The organism is uncultured Roseobacter sp., from assembly GCF_947492555.1.
In the GTDB taxonomy this organism is placed as follows: domain Bacteria; phylum Pseudomonadota; class Alphaproteobacteria; order Rhodobacterales; family Rhodobacteraceae; genus Roseobacter.
The window spans coordinates 871,089-889,683 of record NZ_CANLNE010000001.1; the positions used below are offsets into that span (position 1 = coordinate 871,089).

General features: G+C 59.8%; 17 protein-coding genes. 7 read left to right on the forward strand and 10 right to left on the reverse strand.

What is annotated here, in order from left to right; translation table 11 throughout:
* Positions 1–231 precede the first annotated feature (231 nt).
* Positions 232–966, reverse strand: a complete 735-nt coding sequence (locus Q1A07_RS04210; protein WP_299779159.1) for a hypothetical protein — start codon at positions 964–966, stop codon at positions 232–234.
* A 63-nt stretch (positions 967–1,029) separates the two neighbouring features.
* Here Q1A07_RS04210 and gloB point away from each other — a divergent pair, with 63 nt between their 5' ends.
* Together gloB and clpA are read left to right on the forward strand one after the other, a co-directional pair.
* Positions 1,030–1,797, forward strand: coding sequence for a hydroxyacylglutathione hydrolase (gloB, locus tag Q1A07_RS04215; protein ID WP_299778091.1), 768 nt, complete (start codon positions 1,030–1,032; stop codon positions 1,795–1,797).
* A 175-nt stretch (positions 1,798–1,972) separates the two neighbouring features.
* Positions 1,973–4,294: an ATP-dependent Clp protease ATP-binding subunit ClpA gene (clpA, locus tag Q1A07_RS04220; protein WP_299778093.1), complete on the forward strand. Its 2,322-nt coding sequence runs from the start codon at positions 1,973–1,975 to the stop codon at positions 4,292–4,294.
* Positions 4,295–4,484: 190 nt separating this feature from the next.
* Here clpA and Q1A07_RS04225 read toward each other — a convergent pair whose 3' ends face one another.
* From Q1A07_RS04225 to Q1A07_RS04235, 3 genes are all read right to left on the reverse strand, one after another.
* Positions 4,485–6,329, reverse strand: coding sequence for a peptidoglycan -binding protein (locus Q1A07_RS04225; protein ID WP_299778095.1), 1,845 nt, complete (start codon positions 6,327–6,329; stop codon positions 4,485–4,487).
* A 2-nt stretch (positions 6,330–6,331) separates the two neighbouring features.
* Complete coding sequence (locus tag Q1A07_RS04230) at positions 6,332–7,519, reverse strand: biopolymer transporter ExbB (protein ID WP_299778097.1); 1,188 nt, start codon at positions 7,517–7,519, stop codon at positions 6,332–6,334.
* Between the two features lie 76 nt (positions 7,520–7,595).
* A complete protein-coding gene (locus Q1A07_RS04235) occupies positions 7,596–8,126 on the reverse strand; it encodes a gamma-glutamylcyclotransferase (RefSeq protein ID WP_299778099.1) in 531 nt (176 codons plus the stop codon).
* A gap of 66 nt (positions 8,127–8,192) precedes the next feature.
* On the opposite strand from Q1A07_RS04235, the gene Q1A07_RS04240 reads away from it, so the two are divergent.
* Positions 8,193–9,197, forward strand: a complete 1,005-nt coding sequence (locus tag Q1A07_RS04240; protein WP_299778101.1) for a DUF2125 domain-containing protein — start codon at positions 8,193–8,195, stop codon at positions 9,195–9,197.
* Here Q1A07_RS04240 and Q1A07_RS04245 read toward each other — a convergent pair.
* The 4 genes from Q1A07_RS04245 to Q1A07_RS04260 form a co-directional block, all read right to left on the reverse strand.
* Positions 9,194–9,994 (reverse strand): extensin family protein, encoded by an 801-nt coding sequence (locus Q1A07_RS04245; RefSeq protein ID WP_299778103.1) that lies wholly within the window; start codon positions 9,992–9,994, stop codon positions 9,194–9,196. The genes Q1A07_RS04240 and Q1A07_RS04245 overlap by 4 nt on opposite strands.
* A complete protein-coding gene (locus Q1A07_RS04250; RefSeq protein ID WP_299778105.1) occupies positions 9,991–10,911 on the reverse strand; it encodes a prephenate/arogenate dehydrogenase family protein in 921 nt (306 codons plus the stop codon). Before Q1A07_RS04250 ends, Q1A07_RS04245 begins: the two co-directional genes overlap by 4 nt.
* Positions 10,908–11,993, reverse strand: a complete 1,086-nt coding sequence (gene hisC / locus Q1A07_RS04255) for a histidinol-phosphate transaminase (protein ID WP_299778107.1) — start codon at positions 11,991–11,993, stop codon at positions 10,908–10,910. Before hisC ends, Q1A07_RS04250 begins: the two co-directional genes overlap by 4 nt.
* A gap of 239 nt (positions 11,994–12,232) precedes the next feature.
* The gene (locus tag Q1A07_RS04260; RefSeq protein ID WP_299778109.1) at positions 12,233–12,964 is read right to left on the reverse strand and encodes a VPLPA-CTERM sorting domain-containing protein; all 732 of its coding nucleotides are present in this window, start codon (positions 12,962–12,964) and stop codon (positions 12,233–12,235) included.
* Positions 12,965–13,146: 182 nt separating this feature from the next.
* Here Q1A07_RS04260 and Q1A07_RS04265 point away from each other — a divergent pair, with 182 nt between their 5' ends.
* Positions 13,147–13,806, forward strand: a complete 660-nt coding sequence (locus Q1A07_RS04265; protein WP_299778111.1) for a class I SAM-dependent methyltransferase — start codon at positions 13,147–13,149, stop codon at positions 13,804–13,806.
* Between the two features lie 56 nt (positions 13,807–13,862).
* Here Q1A07_RS04265 and rpsD read toward each other — a convergent pair whose 3' ends face one another.
* Both rpsD and Q1A07_RS04275 read right to left on the reverse strand, forming a co-directional pair.
* Positions 13,863–14,483, reverse strand: coding sequence for a 30S ribosomal protein S4 (rpsD, locus tag Q1A07_RS04270; protein WP_195820052.1), 621 nt, complete (start codon positions 14,481–14,483; stop codon positions 13,863–13,865).
* 131 nt (positions 14,484–14,614) lie between these two features.
* The gene (locus Q1A07_RS04275; RefSeq protein WP_299778113.1) at positions 14,615–15,193 is read right to left on the reverse strand and encodes a DNA-3-methyladenine glycosylase I; all 579 of its coding nucleotides are present in this window, start codon (positions 15,191–15,193) and stop codon (positions 14,615–14,617) included.
* Positions 15,194–15,326: 133 nt separating this feature from the next.
* Between Q1A07_RS04275 and Q1A07_RS04280 the strand changes: the two genes are divergently transcribed.
* The 3 genes from Q1A07_RS04280 (at position 15,327) to phbB (ending at position 18,372) form a co-directional block, all read left to right on the forward strand.
* The gene (locus Q1A07_RS04280; protein WP_299779161.1) at positions 15,327–16,169 is read left to right on the forward strand and encodes an EAL domain-containing protein; all 843 of its coding nucleotides are present in this window, start codon (positions 15,327–15,329) and stop codon (positions 16,167–16,169) included.
* 165 nt (positions 16,170–16,334) lie between these two features.
* Entirely contained in the window at positions 16,335–17,510 is a 1,176-nt protein-coding gene (locus Q1A07_RS04285) for an acetyl-CoA C-acetyltransferase (protein WP_299778115.1), read from the forward strand.
* 139 nt (positions 17,511–17,649) lie between these two features.
* Positions 17,650–18,372, forward strand: coding sequence for an acetoacetyl-CoA reductase (gene phbB, locus Q1A07_RS04290; protein ID WP_299778117.1), 723 nt, complete (start codon positions 17,650–17,652; stop codon positions 18,370–18,372).
* Positions 18,373–18,595 lie beyond the last annotated feature (223 nt).

The window sequence follows — 18,595 nt, forward strand, 5'->3', positions numbered from 1 at the left end:
ACGTCGAAATCAGCGGTGATGTAGCAGAGAGGCTCACACCCCGCAACATGAGATAGTGTAGAGCGTTTTTGGCTCTTTTCCCATGATTTCAGACGTTTGGCCCGGGTGCGACCGTTTTGCCTCTCAGAAAGTTTGCGAAATGGCGCAATTATTGCGGCGTTTTGCGATTCCCACGCCCCGAATTTGGGCAAACGGCCCGATAGATAGCGAACGGTGTGGATCGTTTAATCACTAAACCGGCTTGGCCGTTGGTTCCAGCACACCTGGCGCACGCAATTTCCGCGCAGGTTCGACTTTTCCCTTCGGCGGGTAGACCAGTTTCGTGGCTTCGACCATGAAGGCGCCCCCCGCCATCATCGTCGGCAGCCTGCGCCCCATCTTCTCGAACGCAGGGCCGGATTTCATCCACCACCTTTTGGTCGAGGGCACCTGATAGAGCGCGCCCAGGTGACGTTCCGGCAGGAACTGATGTTTGCGGAGCTGGGTTTCCAGCTGTCCCGGCGAATAGGGCCGCCCGAAACCAAAAGGCGTACGGTCCCGTCTGGCCCAGAGGCCTGCGCGGTTGGGCACGATAAAGAGCGCCCTGCCACCCGGCCCCAGCACCCGCCAGCATTCTTCCAGCAGATCAAAGGCGCGCTCAGAGGTCTCCAGCCCGTGCAGGACCACCAGCTTGTCTACATGGCCCGTTTCCAGCGGCCAGCAGGTTTCTTCGGTCAGCACCGAAACATTCGGCATATTGGCAGGCCAGGGCATCACTCCTTGCGGCCCCGGCATCAGCGCCATGACCCGTCGCGCCTCTTTTAGGTACGGGCGCAACAAGGGCGCGGCAAACCCGTATCCCACCACTGTCTGCCCCTTGGCCTCTGGCCAGAGCTCCAGCATGCGCCCCCGCAGGCTCGCCTGCGCCGCGCGGCCAAGCGCGGAGCGGTAATAGAAATTACGCAGGTCTTGCACGTCCAGATGCATTGCAGCCCGTCTCATCATGGGTCACTGTTGCAGACAGTGTCGCAAACCTGTCGGAGAATGGCCATGGCTCTTGAAATCGCAACCATCCCCTGCCTGTCGGATAACTACGCATTTTTGCTGCACGACAGCGAGACCAGCGAAACCGCCCTTATCGATGTGCCGGAATCCGCCCCGATCCTGCAGGCCACACAAGAACGGGGTTGGAAGATCAGTGAGGTGTGGATCACGCATCATCATGATGATCATGTACAGGGGCTGGGCGACATCCTGAAAGAAAACAAGGCAACGGTGCGCGGGGCCAAGGCAGACGCGCATCGCCTGCCCCCGCTTGATGCGGCCCACAACGGGGAGGATGAACTTGAATTTGCCGGGCACAAGGTGCAGGTTCTCGACGTCTCCGGCCACACAAACGGCCACATCGCCTATTATGTGGAGGCAGCCAGTGCGGTTTTCACGGCAGACAGCCTGATGGCGCTCGGGTGCGGGCGGCTGTTCGAAGGCTCGCCAGAACAGATGTGGGGATCGCTGAGCCGCCTGATGGCGCTACCGGCGGACACAATCGTGTGTTCCGGCCATGAATACACCGCATCCAATGCTAAGTTCGCCTTAACTATTGATCCTCATAATCCCGAGCTTATATCTCGGAGCGACGCAATTGCTGCAGCCCGTGCTGCTGGCAAGGCAACAGTTCCTTCAACCCTGGCGCTTGAGATGGCAACAAACCCGTTTCTGCGCGCCTCTGACCCTGATATTCGCGCCCGCCTGGGCATGACAGACGCACGTGATGTCGAGGTCTTCGCCGAAATACGCGCCCGCAAGGACGCCTTCTAACGCCGAAATCGCAGTCTTTCATGTCCGGTTCACACAATTTGTGACCGCAAAAGTGAAGAAAAAACTTGAAGCGGCGCTGCGATCAACCAAACTCTAATACTATGAGGCCATGGTCGGCTTACGGATCGGCATCAATCAGATCCTCAACCGACCCCGATCAGAAGGAGCACAGCCCGTGCCTTCATTTTCGACCACACTGGAACAGGCAATACATTCCGCGCTGGCGCTGGCCAATGCCCGGCGCCATGAATTCGCCACGCTTGAGCACCTTTTGCTGGCCCTGATCGACGAACCGGACGCGACCCGCGTCATGAAGGCCTGCAGCGTCGATATCGACGATTTGCGCGCCACGCTGGTGGAATTCGTTGACGAGGACCTCAGCAACCTTGTGACGGATGTCGATGGTTCCGAAGCCGTGCCCACAGCCGCTTTCCAGCGGGTCATTCAACGCGCCGCCATTCACGTGCAGTCCTCCGGGCGCACGGAGGTTACCGGCGCTAACGTTCTGGTCGCGATCTTTGCCGAGCGCGAGAGCAATGCCGCCTACTTCCTGCAGGAGCAGGATATGACGCGCTATGACGCGGTGAATTTCATCGCCCATGGAGTCGCGAAGGACCCGGCCTATGGCGAACAGCGCCCGGTTTCCGGCGCGCCGGAGCATGAGGAAGAGGCGCAGGGCGTCACCGAGGGCGAAAAGAAAGAGAGCGCGCTTGAGAAATACTGTGTCGATCTGAACGCCAAATCCCGCGAAGGCGATATTGACCCGCTGATTGGCCGCGATGCGGAAGTGGAACGTTGCATTCAGGTACTTTGCCGCCGCCGCAAGAACAATCCGCTGCTGGTGGGTGATCCGGGCGTGGGCAAAACCGCGATTGCGGAAGGTCTGGCGCGCAAGATCGTTGCTGGAGAGACGCCTGAGGTGTTGGAGAATACGACGATCTACTCGCTCGATATGGGCGCTTTGTTGGCGGGTACACGCTACCGAGGTGATTTCGAGGAGCGGCTGAAGGCTGTCGTCGCCGAATTGGAACAGCACGAAGATGCGGTGCTCTTCATCGACGAGATTCATACGGTGATCGGCGCAGGCGCAACCTCGGGCGGTGCGATGGATGCCTCCAACCTGCTGAAACCCGCGCTCGCGGGCGGCAAGCTGCGCACCATGGGCTCGACCACCTACAAGGAATTCCGTCAGCATTTCGAAAAAGACCGCGCGCTGAGCCGCCGGTTCCAGAAGATCGACGTAAACGAGCCTTCGGTCGAGGATGCGGTGAAAATCCTGCGCGGGTTGAAGCCCTATTTCGAGGATCACCATTCGGTGAAATACACCGCCGACGCGATCAAGACGTCGGTGGAGCTGGCATCGCGCTACATCAATGATCGCAAGCTGCCAGATTCGGCCATCGATGTGATCGATGAGGCGGGTGCCGCTCAGCACCTGGTTGTGGCAGCCAAGCGGCGCAAGACCATCGGCACCAAGGAGATCGAGAATGTGGTGGCCAAGATCGCCCGCATTCCACCGAAGAACGTCTCCAAGGACGATGCGGAGGTGCTGAAGGACCTCGAAGCATCGCTTAAGCGCGTGGTGTTCGGGCAGGACAATGCCATCGAGGCGCTCTCCTCGGCGATCAAGCTTGCACGAGCAGGCCTGCGCGAGCCGGAGAAACCCATCGGCAACTACCTCTTTGCGGGCCCGACCGGCGTTGGCAAGACGGAAGTGGCAAAGCAACTTGCAGATACGCTCGGTGTGGAACTGTTGCGCTTCGATATGTCTGAGTACATGGAGAAACACGCGGTTTCCCGCCTGATCGGCGCGCCTCCGGGGTACGTCGGCTTCGACCAGGGCGGCATGCTGACGGATGGTGTGGACCAGCACCCGCACTGCGTGCTGCTGCTCGACGAGATGGAGAAAGCGCACCCGGATGTCTACAACATCCTGCTGCAGGTGATGGATCACGGCAAGCTGACCGATCACAATGGTCGGACGGTCGATTTCCGTAATGTCGTGCTCATCATGACCTCGAACGCCGGCGCAGCTGAGCAGGCCAAGGAGGCCATCGGCTTTGGGCGTGACCGCCGCGAGGGCGAGGATACGGCAGCCATTGAGCGGACGTTCACACCGGAATTCCGCAACCGATTGGATGCCGTCATCAGCTTCGCACCGCTGCCGAAAGAGGTTATCCTGCGGGTTGTCGAAAAGTTCGTGTTGCAACTGGAAGCCCAGCTAATGGATCGCAATGTTACCATCGAGCTCACCAAACCAGCTGCAGAATGGCTGGCAGACAAGGGTTATGACAGCAAGATGGGCGCGCGCCCACTAGGCCGCGTCATTCAGGAGCACATCAAGAAGCCATTGGCGGAGGACCTGCTCTTTGGCAAGCTCGCCAAAGGCGGCATCGTGAAGGTTGGGATAAAGGGCGGCGAGATCGATCTGAAGATCGAAGGCCCGGACAAGCCACGCCTCTCCGGGAACAAGCCACCGCTACTGACGGCAGAATAAGGTGGCCTGATCAGACTAACGCCCGCGCCGGATCGACTGGCGGGGGCGTTTTCTTTTCTTGCCAAGCGGACGAGACAATGCACCAAACCCGCACCCATCGGCTGAAGGAGCAGTTTGTCCAGCAGTAATCTGCTAGGACAACACAACAGCGCCTCGGAGTATTGAATTTATCTCACCCGGACAAGCGCGGTCAGCGTTCGGTGAACTTCAACTCGATCCGCCGGTTCTGCGCACGTGCTTCTTCGGAATTGCCAGGCGCCACCGGTTGGTACTGTCCAAAACCGTTTGCGGCAAGGCGATCTGGAGGAATTCCCAAAGCCCCCACCATGTATTTCACCACGGAGAGAGCCCGCCCCTGACTCAACTCCCAGTTGTCTGCGTAACGCCCCGTCCCCAGTAATGGGACGTTGTCCGTATGCCCATCGACGCGCAGGACCCAGTTGATCTCCGGCGGGATGTCGTCTGCTACACTGGAGACAATTTCCGCGACCTTTGCCACTTCCTCGCGGCCCTCCGGCGACAGGGTCGCACTGGCTGGCGCAAAAAGCACCTCTGACGAAAACACAAAGCGGTCGCCCTCGATCCGCACCCCTTCCTGGCGGCCGAGCACATCACGCAACCGACCGAAGAACTCGGAGCGGTATTGCTCGAGGTCTTTCGATTCCTCCGCCAGACGCGCCGCCTCTTCTGCGAGCCGCTTACGCTCGGCCTCCTCCAGATCAGCGCGGCGGCGTTCCTCGGCAGCCACGCGGGCAAGTGCGGTGTTCAAATCCGATCCCAGTGACTGCAAGCGGACCTGCGACGCAGCATCCCGTGCCACGGCATCGTCCAGCAAGGCCTGCAAATCGCCAAGCTGCGCGCGCAACGCTGCAACCTGCTGGTTGAGCAGCTCGGTCTGTCGCTGCGCCTCGGCGCTGACTTCCTCCTCTTGCGCGAGCGCCTGACGCGCCTGTGCCAAAAGCGCCGCGCGGCGTTCGGCATCGGTGCTGTTGTCTATGGCCAAGGTTTCCGCCGCCAGTTTTGCAGCGAGCGCTTCTGCCAGACGCGTCCGCAGTTCTTCACGCTCCGCTCCGGACCGCTCGGCAGCTGCATCCAGTTCGGCCTGGAGCGCGCGTTCTGCGGCACGCAGGCTGTCGATTTCCTCACCCGCCGTATCCGCCGTCTCCTCCAGCCCTTCGATCCGAAGCAGTGCTGCCGCCAATTGCGTGTCGAGATCGCGCTCCGCCGCCCGCGCGGCGGCCAGAAGTGTCAAAGTGTCCTCAGCGTCCTTGCGCTGCGCTTCGAGCGCGAGCGTCATTGCTGTCAACTCTGCATCAGCATTTCGCAGCCGATCCCGAAGTGCCTCGGCGGCCGCGGCTTCGGCCAGGCGCGCCGCCTCCTCGGCGCTGAGCGCCTCGCGTGCGTCGTCCAGTTCCGCACCTAGCGTATCAACCTGCCCCTGCGCCTCAGCGTTGCGGGCGCGCAGATCGGCAACCAAAGCGTTCAAAGCATCCCGTCGCGCAGCCGCCAGCCGGGCGGCCTCCTCCTGCGCATCAATCTCACTGCGGGCGGAGGACAAGGCCAGGTTAAGCGCTTCCTGTGTGCTCAAGAGCTCGGCTTGCTCTGCTTCCAGGGCACTGACATCGCCCAATGCGGTGTCACGCTGCGCAATCAATGCAGCTACCTGCGCCTCGAAACCCGTGATCCGCGCGGCGGCCTCATCAAGGGCTGCGGCCTGAGCGTCGCGCGTCGCGGTCAGGGTCGCGATCCGCGCCTCCGCGTCCGTCAAAGAGGTGCGCAACTCTCCTACACGACCTTCCAGATCAGCCGAGGTCTGCCGCTCCAGACCCAGCGCCTGCGCCAGCGCGGCGACTTCACCTGCCAGTTGGTCGAGTTCGGTCTCCTGACCCGTAATCCGCTCTGTCAGCACGAATTGCACCACCATGAAGATGGTCAACACGAACATCAGCACCAACAAAAGACCGGTCATCGCATCAACAAAACCCGGCCAGATGGACGCCTGAAAACGTGTGCCAGTGCGTCGTGACAGGGCCATGGTTACCCATCCCCTGCGAGGGTGGTGTTGCCACTGCGGGGCCGTTTCCCGCGCATCGCCTCCGTCAACCGGGAGATGTCCATGCGCAATTCAGCCATGCTTTCCTGACGCCCGGCGGAGATTTCTTCTAGAATGCGCAGCATCTGAACGTCGATGGACCGCAGGCGCATGCGGCTTTCTGCATCGATCCCGCCGTCGCCCTGCCCCTGATTTTCAAGCGCGGAAATCAGCCGTTCCTGCCCTGCAGCAACCCGTTCAAGGGCCGCGCTGGCCGGATCCATGCCGTCCATCTTCTGCGTCATGCGCTCAATGGAACCGGCCAGCGTGCCGAGGTTTTCGTTGATCTCGGATCGGCTGACATCGGAATGCTGGAACATCTCCTGAAGACGCTCCATCTGTTCCACCATATGCTCGACCACACTGGCCAGCACACCCTGATCCCCCGCCGCCTCGTCGCCCGAGGTAAAGCCGACGCGGGTGATGGAACTCAGCCACTCTTCCAGTTCGCGGTAAAACCGGTTTTGACCATGCCCGGCAAAGAGCTCCAGCAGGCCCACGATCAGAGACCCGGCAAGACCAAGGAGCGAGGAGGCAAAGGCGACGCCCATCCCGCCGAGCTGCGCCTCAAGCCCGGTCATCAGACGGTTGAAGACCTGCACCCCGCCTTCGCCATCCTGCGGTGCGAGGCTGCGGATGGTGTCCACGACCGCCGGAACCGTCGTGGCAAGGCCGTAGAATGTCCCTAAAAGACCCAGAAAAATCAGCATGTTGACGATGTATCGCGTAATTTCGCGTGCTTCATCAATCCGGGTCGCTACTGAATCGAGAATTGACCGGGTCGAGGTTGCGCTGACCTGCATGCGCGCGCCACGCGACCGCAACAGCGAGGCAAGCGGCGCCAGAAGCTGCGGTGCCTGAATGCTCGTGTCCTGAGTGTCGGAGGCAAATCGTTCGATCCAGCGCACCGAGCCGATCAGTTGAAACACCTGATAGAAGCAGGCCAGCACCCCGATGAAAAAGACGAAAATGATGAAGCCGTTCAGATAGGGGTTCGCCTCGAAAACCGGCAGCACGCGCGGCAAGGCCAGAAAACCGCCAAAGCCGGAAAGGGCTAGCACGATCAGCATCAGCGAGATTTGCCGCACCGGTTGCGAAAAGACCGGTCTCGCCTCTTGGTTGGGCCACGCCATGCGCAATTGCTCCCCGCGCTTTATTCTTCTGCTCTGGCGGAAGCTTACACTGAAAACCGGGCCAAGGGCCAAGGATTTATGCGCTCAGATGGCGCACCCGCTGGCTCAGCCATTCAAGGTCGGGATCATGCAGACCGATCTCTGTCAGATGGCTTGCCGTATTGTAAAGATATTCGGTGTTCGGGCCCATGCCACCGGTCGCGCGGGCGATGATCTGCGCCTGCTCTTCCAGCGGCATGCCCCCACAATACTGGCGGTGCTCGCGGTTGATGATGTAAGCCAGCGCCTGTACCCGGCGTCCGTCCACCAGATCGACGTCCAGTTCCCGCTCAAGGTAAGCCGAAGAAATCAACTCGCGCTCGCGCAGATAAGCCAAAGTGGCCTCCTCTGCACCCGCCCGCACGGCAAGGGCCACACCCTCACAGGCATGGGCGGGTTCCTCATCCAAAGCCAGCACAAGACCCGGATCGTCTTCGGTGCCGCGATGGTGAATGGACCACATGCAGAAGGATCGCGAATAACCGGGCAGCTTGGCCACAACCTGCTCGGCCACGTCAAATCCGGGGTTCCACAACAGGCTGCCATAGCCGAATACCCACATCGTCATCTTACTGGTTCTCCTTGGCTGCATTGCGTAAACCTCAATTCAACGGAAAACGCAAAGAGGTCTGCGATGCGTCGGGTGATTTGGGCGGCCCTGGTTTTGGCACTGATCTGGGGCGGCTGGTGGATCTGGGCGGCGCAGGCCGCGCGGCAGGCAACAGAGCAGTGGTTCGCAGATCGCCGCGCGGAAGGCTGGCAGGCCGACTTCGCCGCTTTGGATGTCTCAGGTTTTCCGCTGCGGTTCGACGCCATGATGACGCTGCCGGCACTGGCAGACCCCGAGACCGGCGTGGCGGTGACCACCAGCGGCGTCACCTTCTCCGCTCCCGCATGGTGGCCCGGTGACGTGACGGTGCGGCTGCCACAGGATCCGGTCACCTTCGCCAGCCCGGAGGGCCGCGCCACCCTGAACATGGATCAGGCCGTGGCACACTTGCACCTGAAACCCGGCAGCGCATTAGACCTCGAAGCGGCGCAGGTCACCTCTGGTGCCTGGTCGCTGAGTGCGCCTATGGGGGATGTTCTTTCCGCTGCCGATCTGAACATCGCCGTGCAGCAGGTAGCGGCGGGCCAAGCCAGCTATACCGTCGCCCTGAACGCCGCCGGTCTGCAACCCGGCACGGTGCCGCGTGCAGCTCTGCGCGTTCCGGCAAACTGGCCACTGACATTCGACAAGTTTGCGCTGGACATGCAGGTTGCCTTCGACCGGGTTTGGGACCGTCGCGCCATTGAGGTCGCGCGCCCGCAACCTCGCAGCCTCCGGATCGACCTGGCCGAGGCCGCGTGGGGGGATTTACAACTGCGTGCCGCCGCGGATCTGACCATTGATGCACAGGGCACACCGGAGGGCACGCTGTCCCTGCAGGCCCGCAACTGGCAAGAGATGCTCACCCTAGCGGAAGCCGCCGGGCTACTGCCTCCCGCCGTCCGACCACAAGCAGAGAGCGTGTTGTCCGCTCTCGCTCAGGCCACGGGCGATCCACGGTCCATTGACGTAGACCTGACGTTCAGGAACGGTCTGATTTTATTGGGGTTTGTACCGCTGGGCCAGGCGCCGCAACTGGTTTTGCGTTAGCGGCAATATGTGCCGCTGCGATATCGAGCCGTGTCGAAATGGAAATGATCGCGGTGGAAACTATCCGCATTCGGCCCCAGAACCGTCCCGAACGGGCCGCAGGCATCGCGGTGCATCCGGCGCAGGGCCTGACTGGTGTCCCGCGCGGTCCAGCCCTTGAGCACAGAAATAGTGGTACCATCCCGCAACCGGAACCCCGAGATATCGATGGCGCGCCCCTTGCCGTGCTCGGAGATCCGCGCGCCTTTCTTGTTGTTCCGTGTTCGACAGGCGTAATGCGCCGCCACGCGCAGGCCCGCGACCCCGCCACCGGATGTGCGGAGCGTGGGTTTCACCGACCCTTCGATCCAAGTTTTCAACGCCTGAGCCGTGCCACAATCCATGATCGCGCGCTGGCTGAGCGTCACATCCGACACCGATTTCACCCGCACGGCCTGCGTCACCCCGCAGCCGGAAATCCTGCCCGGCACGCGCCCGACAACGTCGCCCTGAATGTCGGGATCGCCACATACTGCACCTTTTGCCCGCAGTTTCTGGTGCTGACGTATGAGTCTACGGGCAGCGCGAGTGCGTTTCTGGGGCCTGAGCGACGTTCTGGGCACGTCAACCCGCACCACGACTGCTTGCGCCTCTGCAGAGCGAACCGGGGCAGCGATAGCACCGGATACGTCCAAAGTGACGGGCCACGCCCCGCCCGCCGTCGAGCCTGGGCGACCCACAGGCCGTTTGGAGGTGTCAGGCACCTCGGCAAGCGCAACACCGGCAATGACCGTGAACAGAAGCGCCCAGGCTCTCACGAGGATTTCTTTGCCCGTCCGAAATCGGGCGCATCCGTGTCCTGTCCCGCCTCGATGATGCCCCTGCGGATCGCGCGGGTGCGTGTGAAATAATCATGCAGATGATCACCATCGCCGGTGCGAATGGCACGCTGCAGCGCGAACAACTCCTCCGTAAAGCGCCCGAGGATTTCCAGGGTCGCATCCTTGTTGGTCAGGAAAACATCGCGCCACATCGTCGGGTCACTGGCGGCAATCCGGGTAAAGTCGCGAAATCCGGCGGCGGAATACTGGATGACCTCGCTGTCGGTCACGCGGCGCAGATCATCCGCCACACCGACCATCGTGTAGGCAATCAGGTGGGGCGCGTGACTGGTTACGGCAAGCACCAGATCGTGGTGGTCCGCCTCCATCTCTTCGACGTTGCTGCCCAAGCCTTCCCAAAGGGCGCGCAATCTCGCGACTGCTGCCGGGTCTGAGCCCGGCACCGGTATCAGCAGGCACCAGCGGTTGTCGAAAAGCTCCGCGAAACCGGATTCGGGGCCGGAATGCTCCGTGCCCGCGAGCGGGTGCCCGGGGATGAAATGAACGTGGTCCGGCAGATGCGGCGCGACATTCTCAATCACATCCCGCTTGACGGAACCGACATCCGTCACGGTCGCGCCGGGTTTCAAACTGCCCGCGATCTCCGCTGCAATCGCACCCATGACACCGACTGGCACACAAAGAATAACGAGATCGGCGCCCTCCACAGCCTCGGCGGCACTGTCACACACGCGGTCACACAATCCGATACGGCGAGCGGTGTCGCGGGTCTCGGCGCTACGGGCATATCCCGTCACCTCGCCAGCAAGCCCGCCCCGCTTCATTGCCCAGAACATTGAGGAGGCAATCAACCCCAGCCCGATGAGGGCCACCCGATCGTAAATCGCGCTCATGCCGCCCCCTTGAAGCTGGCCAGCGCGTCGAGCACACGCGTGACGTCATCGGCCTGGCCCACGGTGATGCGCAGCGCTTCGGGGAAGCCGTAGCCTTTCACGAGGCGCACGAGAATGCCCACCGATCTCAGATGCGCATCCGCGGCGAGCGCTTCGGCCTCATCGGCAAAGCGTGCCATCACGAAGTTGGCCTGACTGTCATCGCAAGCGATACCAAGCTGGCGCACCCCGCCGGTCAATCGGGCGCGCTGCTCCGCGTTCTCCTTCAGGCAGGTCGCCACGAATTCCCGGTCGTTTACCGCCGCCTCTGCACCGGAAAGCGCGACGCTGGACATGTTGAACGGCCCGCGAATACGGTTCAGCACGTCAATGATTTCCCGAGATGCATAGCCCCAACCGACGCGCAGCCCCCCGAGCCCATAGAGCTTGGAGAACGTGCGGGTCATCACCACATTGTCGCGTGCTGTGACCAGAGAGGCGCCCCCATCATAGCCGTTGAAGAATTCCGCGTAGGCACCATCCAGAACCAGCAGGCAGCTATCAGGCACCGCGTCCGCCAGTCGGATGAGCTCTGCCATATCCAGCGCCGTACCCGTGGGATTTGCCGGGTTCGCAATGTAGATCAGGCGTGTCGCCTGCGTGATCTTCGCAATCAGCGCATCCACATCGACGCAGCGGTCTGTTTCGGGGGCCACAACGGGCGTTGCCCCGGCCGAAAGCGCAAAGATGCGGTAGAGCGAAAACCCATGCTCCGTATAAAGCACCTCGTCACCCGGCCCGGCAAAGGCCATGGCGAGCAGCGTCAGGATTTCATCCGAGCCCACGCCACAGATGATCCGATCTGCCGACAACCCATGTACCCTGCCAATCGCGTCACGTAGCGGCTTATGATCAGTTGAAGGATAGCGATGCAGACCCATCGCCGCTTCAGTCACTGCGGCCGTGGCTTTGGGACTGGCACCAAACGGGTTCTCATTCGAGCTCAACTTAAGCGGACTGGCCTGACCTTCGATCTTGGATGCGCCGCCTTGGTAAAGGGCAATATCCATGATGCCGGGTTGCGGCTGAATTGCTGTCGTCATCGGGTCTTCTCCTGTCCGGCGGACCTTAGCGAGGTGCCGCGCAGACTGCCACCACCAACTCGCACTGCGAACACGCTACTAGCCGGTCTTGGATATCAGGAACGGGGCCACAACACCTCAATGCGTGGGAGCGCGGCAACTTGCAGCCATGGTCCCAACACAAAAAGAAACCGCCCGACAGTGTCGGGCGGTTGTTGCTTGGTCCAAAGGCAGCTGAAAGCGCCAAATGATGTGTCTGATCAGGCCTTGCGCGATGTCTTGCGACGACCTGCCCAGCCGAGACCGCCCATGGCAGCACCGAGCAGCAGAACAGAGGCTGGCAACGGAACAGCAGCCACGTCAATGCCGTCGATAGAGAAGCCGTCATTCAACTTGAAGCGTTCACCGCCGGAAGTGGTGTAGTTGCCGAGAATGATTTCAGCAGTCGATACGTTCTGCCCAAAATCGATCACAACCGTGCGCGCGTTTCCATTTGGAAGTTTCCCGCCGGTCCGCAGCTCCTTGGAGTCGCCGCCCGCGGTAATACGCAGGAACGCACCCTGGTCACTGCCATCGTTGAGCACGAAGGAGAGCTTGTCGAACAGACCGCCAATATCGACAGTCCATTTCATGCCCCATGTGTCGTTGCTGTCCAGAAACCATGTGCCACCCTGTGGCACGGTGTTGGTCCGACCGAAAACGCTGCCATCCCGCAACGCCAACTCCGTCCCGTCGCCAATTACAGACCCGCCGGACCCTTCGCCACCGAGGCTTTCAAAGGTGCCGACTGCTGTGGAGAGCGAAGCTCCAACTTCACCTTCACTCATTGTGTTGCCGAGGGTTTCGAAATCCTCACCCACGTTACCGCCCGCGCCGAAAGAACTGTTGTAGCTACCGGCGTCGAATGTGGAAACTGTGATTGTGGCGGCATGGGCACCAGCTGTGCAGGCCAAAGTCGCGGCAACCGCGCAGGTTGTCTTCAAAAAACTCATTACTCACTCCAAACCAATTTTACCCAACTTTTCTAAAATTTGAATATGATTCACGTCACGCCAAGTCAAGCGGATTTCCGCCGAACAAACTGTTTCCAACGTTACGTTGTTTGCCGAGTGTTTTGGCAACGTCCGGGTTTAAAATCGCTCTGGGTACTTCAAGACATCCAAAGCAATGTGGCGTGCTTGCGGGACCGCACACCCTGTGCAAGCATCGCGGCATGTCTCATACTCGTTCTGACCTGGAAGACCGCTACCAAACGGCTGCGCCCAAGTGGTCCGACAAGATGCGTGTTCTCGGCTATTATGACGGGTACCTTGGTTTTTTATCCAACCAGAAGCCGGATATGTCCTCCCGTATTGAAGTTATCGATATTGGCACAGGGACCGGTGCCATGGCAGAGGCCTGGACGGTTATTTACGGCACGCCTGACCGTCTGGTGCTGCTTGATCCTTCTCCGGCAATGCTGGACGTCGCAAAGGACGCTCTGATGCGCCGGGGCGTCAGAGCGGAAACCTGTGATGCAGGCCTGGAAGAAGGCGGATTGGGTTCGTTCGATGTATTGCTGGCCGCTCATGTAATTGAACATTTTGACGACCCGCTCGCCGCGCTAAAAGCGATGCGGAGCATGGCACGTCCCGGCGCGTATTTATGGATGTCCGTGTCCAAACCGCATTGGTGCAATGCAATCATCTGGCTGCAGTGGCGCCATCGGACCTTTCGCCCTCAGGAGATGACAGAGCTTCTGCAGAAAGCGGGTTTCTCGGTGGAAGCACAATATACCTTCCCATCCGGCCCACCCTCGAGGACGAGTTTCGGCATTGTGGCGCGGGCGGTCTGAAACGGAAATGCCGCGCCGAAAACACGACGCGGCATTTCGTAATATTCTGAAAAACTTTAGTTTTTCGCGTAGAATTCGACGACGAGGTTCGGTTCCATCATCACCGGGTAGGGCACATCGCCCAAGGCTGGTGTGCGCACGAATTTCGCGGTCATCTTGGAGTGGTCGGCCTCAATGTAGTCCGGCACGTCACGCTCGGGCAATTGTGTCGCTTCGAGCACGACGGCGATTTGCTTGGAGCGGTCACGCACTTCGATCACGTCGCCTTCCTGCACGCGGTAGGACGGGATGTTGACCTTCTTACCGTTCACTTTCACGTGGCCGTGGTTCACGAATTGGCGCGCTGCGAAAACAGTTGCAACGAACTTGGAACGGTAGACAACGGCGTCCAGACGACGCTCCAGCAGACCGATCAGGTTTTCACCGGTGTCGCCTTTGACCCGCTCGGCTTCGGCGTAGATGCGACGGAACTGCTTTTCGGTCAGGTCGCCGTAGTAGCCCTTGAGCTTCTGCTTGGCGCGCAGCTGGATGCCGAAATCGCTGAGTTTGCCCTTGCGGCGCTGACCGTGCTGGCCGGGGCCATATTCGCGGCGGTTCACTGGGGACTTCGGACGGCCCCAGATGTTTTCGCCCATGCGGCGGTCGATTTTGTATTTGGCAGACGTGCGTTTTGTCACGGCTGATCTCCTTCTATGTGGCCCTTACGGGCGTGAAGGGCGTTGTCCTCTGGCTTGCGCCTGACAGGCTGTCCCTTGCGGGGGCCACCAACACCAATGAAGCCGCGCTTATACTGCGCAAAAGGACAGAGTCAACGCCCCTTTGCCGCCATATCCGAAACGGCCCTGTGACGCGGGCAGGTCACCAGATGATCGTTGACCATGCCCACCGCCTGCATGAAGGCGTAAACGATTGTCGGCCCGCAGAATCGAAAGCCCGCCTTCTTGAGGTCCTTGGAGATTTGCGTGGAAAGCGGCGTGAAGGCCGGGACCTCGTCCAGTGTCCGCCACTGGTTCTGCAGCGGTGCGCCATCCACATATTTCCATAAAAATCTGTCGAACCCCTCGCACGCTTCGATCTTCTGCCAGACACGGGCATTGCTGATCGTGGCCTCGATCTTGCCCCGATGGCGGATAATGCCCGGATCCACGAGTAGCTTTTCGATCTCGGCCTCCCCCCAATCGGCAATCACATCGGGTTTGAACCCCGCAAATGCGATGCGAAAATTTTCCCGCTTTTTCAGAATGGTAAGCCAGCTCAATCCGGCTTGAAATCCATCCAGAACCAGTTTTTCCCACAGCGCCCGGCTGTCATATTCGGGCACACCCCAGTCCGTATCATGGTATTCGAGATAGATTTCATCTGGCCCCGCCCAGCCACATCTCTCCATGCGGTTTTCCCTTTGTTTACGTTACTTTTCAGTCGATTAAAGCATGAATCAAATTAGAACAAAATAAGAATATTTACCCGATTTTAGCATCTGGGACTGCAAGGTGGTCAAAGCTGCTCAGCGCGAGGACACAATGGCGGGCCCGAGAAAGAAACGATTTGCGGATGTTCCGCCGGGTGCGGAAAACCCACTGCAGTTCGCCCTGTCACAGCGCGATAAAAGCACTGTTGATATGGTCGCTGAAGCAATCAAGCACAAACAGGTACTGCTGGCCTTCCAACCCGTGATGCAGTCACGGGCCCCTGATAAGGTGGCCTTCTACGAAGGGTTGATCCGCGTTTTGGATTCAACGGGTCGTGTCATTCCTGCCAGTGACTTCATGGAAACGATCGAGAATACAGAACTTGGTCGCCAACTCGACACCCTGGCTTTGGGATTGGGGCTGCGCGCCCTAAACGACAACCCGGGATTGAGACTATCAGTCAATATGTCTGCGCGCTCCATCGGGTATCGCCAATGGAACCGCACACTGGATCGCTGGTTAACCCGCAATACAATGATCGCCGAGCGATTGATTCTGGAGATCACGGAAAGCTCCGCCATGCTGGTCCCTGAATTGGTTGTTGATTTCATGGACCGTTTGCAGATCGAAGGGATCAGCTTTGCGATGGATGACTTTGGCGCGGGCTACACTGCGCTGCGCTACTTCAAGGATTTCTACTTCGACATTCTGAAAATTGACGGTCAATTCGTCCAGGGGATTGCGTCAGACCCCGATAATCAGGCCCTTACGGCTGCCCTTGTATCCATCGCGCGTCATTTTGACATGCTGACAGTGGCTGAATTCGTGGAAAACAAGGAAGACGCAGAAACGCTCATTCATCTCGGCGTGGACTGCCTGCAAGGCTATTACTTTGCAGCCGCGTCAACACGTCCACATTGGCTGCGCGGCATAGAAAAACAAAAAGCAATCTAAGGCAAACGCCCGATAGACGCGAAGCCGGTTGCGACATGCCATTTGGTTGCTGCCCTGACGTGAATAGGCTATGGACCAAACCATTGAAGGTGAGGGGTCAGGGCCCTTGAAACCAGCGCCCGGCGAGAACGCCCCTTTTCCAGAACTGGCAAAGGACCAATCCATATGACGAATGTCGTTATCGCATCCGCAGCACGCACCGCCGTTGGCAGTTTTGGCGGATCTTTCGCAACCACGCCCGCCCATGATCTTGGTGCCGCAGTTTTGAAAGAAGTCGTGGCACGAGCAGGCGTCGATGCTTCCGAAGTTTCCGAAACCATTCTGGGGCAGGTGCTGACCGCCGCTCAGGGCCAGAACCCGGCGCGACAAGCGCATATCAATGCCGGCCTGCCGCAGGAAAGTTCGGCCTGGACCATCAACCAGGTCTGTGGCTCGGGTCTGCGCGCCGTTGCCCTGGCAGCACAGCACATCCAGTTGGGTGATGCGTCGATCGTCGCCGCGGGCGGCCAGGAAAACATGACATTATCGCCCCACGCCGCCTCGCTGCGCGCTGGCCACAAAATGGGTGATATGAAGTACATCGACACGATGATCCGCGATGGTCTCTGGGATGCTTTCAACGGCTACCACATGGGGCAAACTGCTGAAAACGTTGCTGAAAAGTGGCAAATCGGACGCGAGCAACAGGATGAATTCGCCGTTGCATCGCAGAACAAAGCCGAAGCAGCACAAAAAGCCGGCAAGTTTGCAGATGAGATCATGGCCTTCACAGTCAAGGGACGCAAGGGCGACACAGTCGTCGATCAGGACGAATACATCCGACACGGCGCCACGGTGGAAGCCATGCAAAAACTGCGCCCCGCGTTCACCAAGGACGGCTCGGTCACGGCGGCAAATGCCTCTGGCCTGAACGATGGCGCGGCGGCCGCGTTGATGATGACGGCGGACGAGGCAGAAAAACGCGGCATCGAGCCGCTGGCGCGCATCGCCAGCTACGCAACCGTTGGTCTTGACCCGGCGATCATGGGCGCGGGCCCGATCTTCGCCAGCCGGAAAGCGCTGGAAAAAGCGGGCTGGAAAGCCGAAGACCTTGATCTGGTCGAAGCCAACGAAGCCTTCGCCGCGCAGGCCTGCGCCGTTAACAAGGACATGGGCTGGAACCCCGACGTGGTGAACGTCAATGGCGGCGCAATCGCCATCGGCCACCCGATCGGCGCTTCCGGCGCGCGCATCCTGAACACACTGCTGTTCGAAATGAAACGCCGTGATGCCAAGAAAGGCCTCGCGACCCTTTGCATCGGTGGCGGCATGGGCGTTGCCATGTGCCTCGAACGTCCCTGATCCATATCAAGGCGGCGCAGCATAGCGCCGCCTAAACATCTCAAAGACATCTGTTTGCTGGCTTTAGTTGCGCAATATTGTTGCGCAGACCGAAATCAATCCGTAACAAGATTATCAGAAACATTAAGGAGAATCCCACATGTCCCGCGTCGCACTTGTCACTGGAGGCAGCCGAGGCATCGGTGCTTCTATTTCCAATGCCCTGAAAGATGCCGGTTACACGGTTGCTGCCACCTATGCGGGCAATGACGAGGCAGCCGCCAAGTTCACCGATGAAACAGGCATCAAAACCTACAAGTGGAACGTGGCCGACTATGACGCGTGCAAGGATGGCATCGCGGGCGTCGAAGCCGATCTGGGGCCCATCGATGTCGTCGTGGCAAATGCCGGGATCACCCGGGACGCGCCATTCCACAAGATGACGCCACAGCAGTGGCAGGAAGTTATCGACACCAACCTGACGGGCGTGTTCAACACAGTGCACCCGATCTGGCCCGGCATGCGCGAGCGCAAGTTTGGCCGCGTAATCGTAATCAGCTCCATCAACGGTCAAAAAGGCCAGTTCGCGCAAGTGAACTATGCCGCGACAAAAGCCGGCGATCTGGGCATCGTGAAGTCGCTGGCCCAAGAGGGAGCACGCGCAGGCATCACCGCCAATGCGATCTGCCCCGGCTATATCGCGACGGAAATGGTCATGGCCGTACCGGAAAAAGTGCGCGAATCCATCATCGGGCAAATTCCGGCAGGACGGCTTGGCGAGCCTGAAGAAATCGCCCGCTGCGTTGTTTTCCTTGCCTCGGATGATGCGGGTTTCATCAATGGCTCGACCATTTCCGCAAATGGCGCACAGTTCTTCGTCTAAGCGAGGCACATCAAGTAATAAGAAAAGGGCCGGTGATGATCACCGGCCCTTTTCACATCCCGTAAGATCGCTGCAGTCGATCAGCGGGAAGAGTGAAACAGCCAGTTCCAGGCATCCTTCATCGCTTGTGCCCGCTCTTCATGAGCGCGTTGCATGGCGTTGCGGGTATCACTGTTTGTGGTAGCTTCGAACATGGCGTCGCTCCTTGCGTGCATAAGTTCAA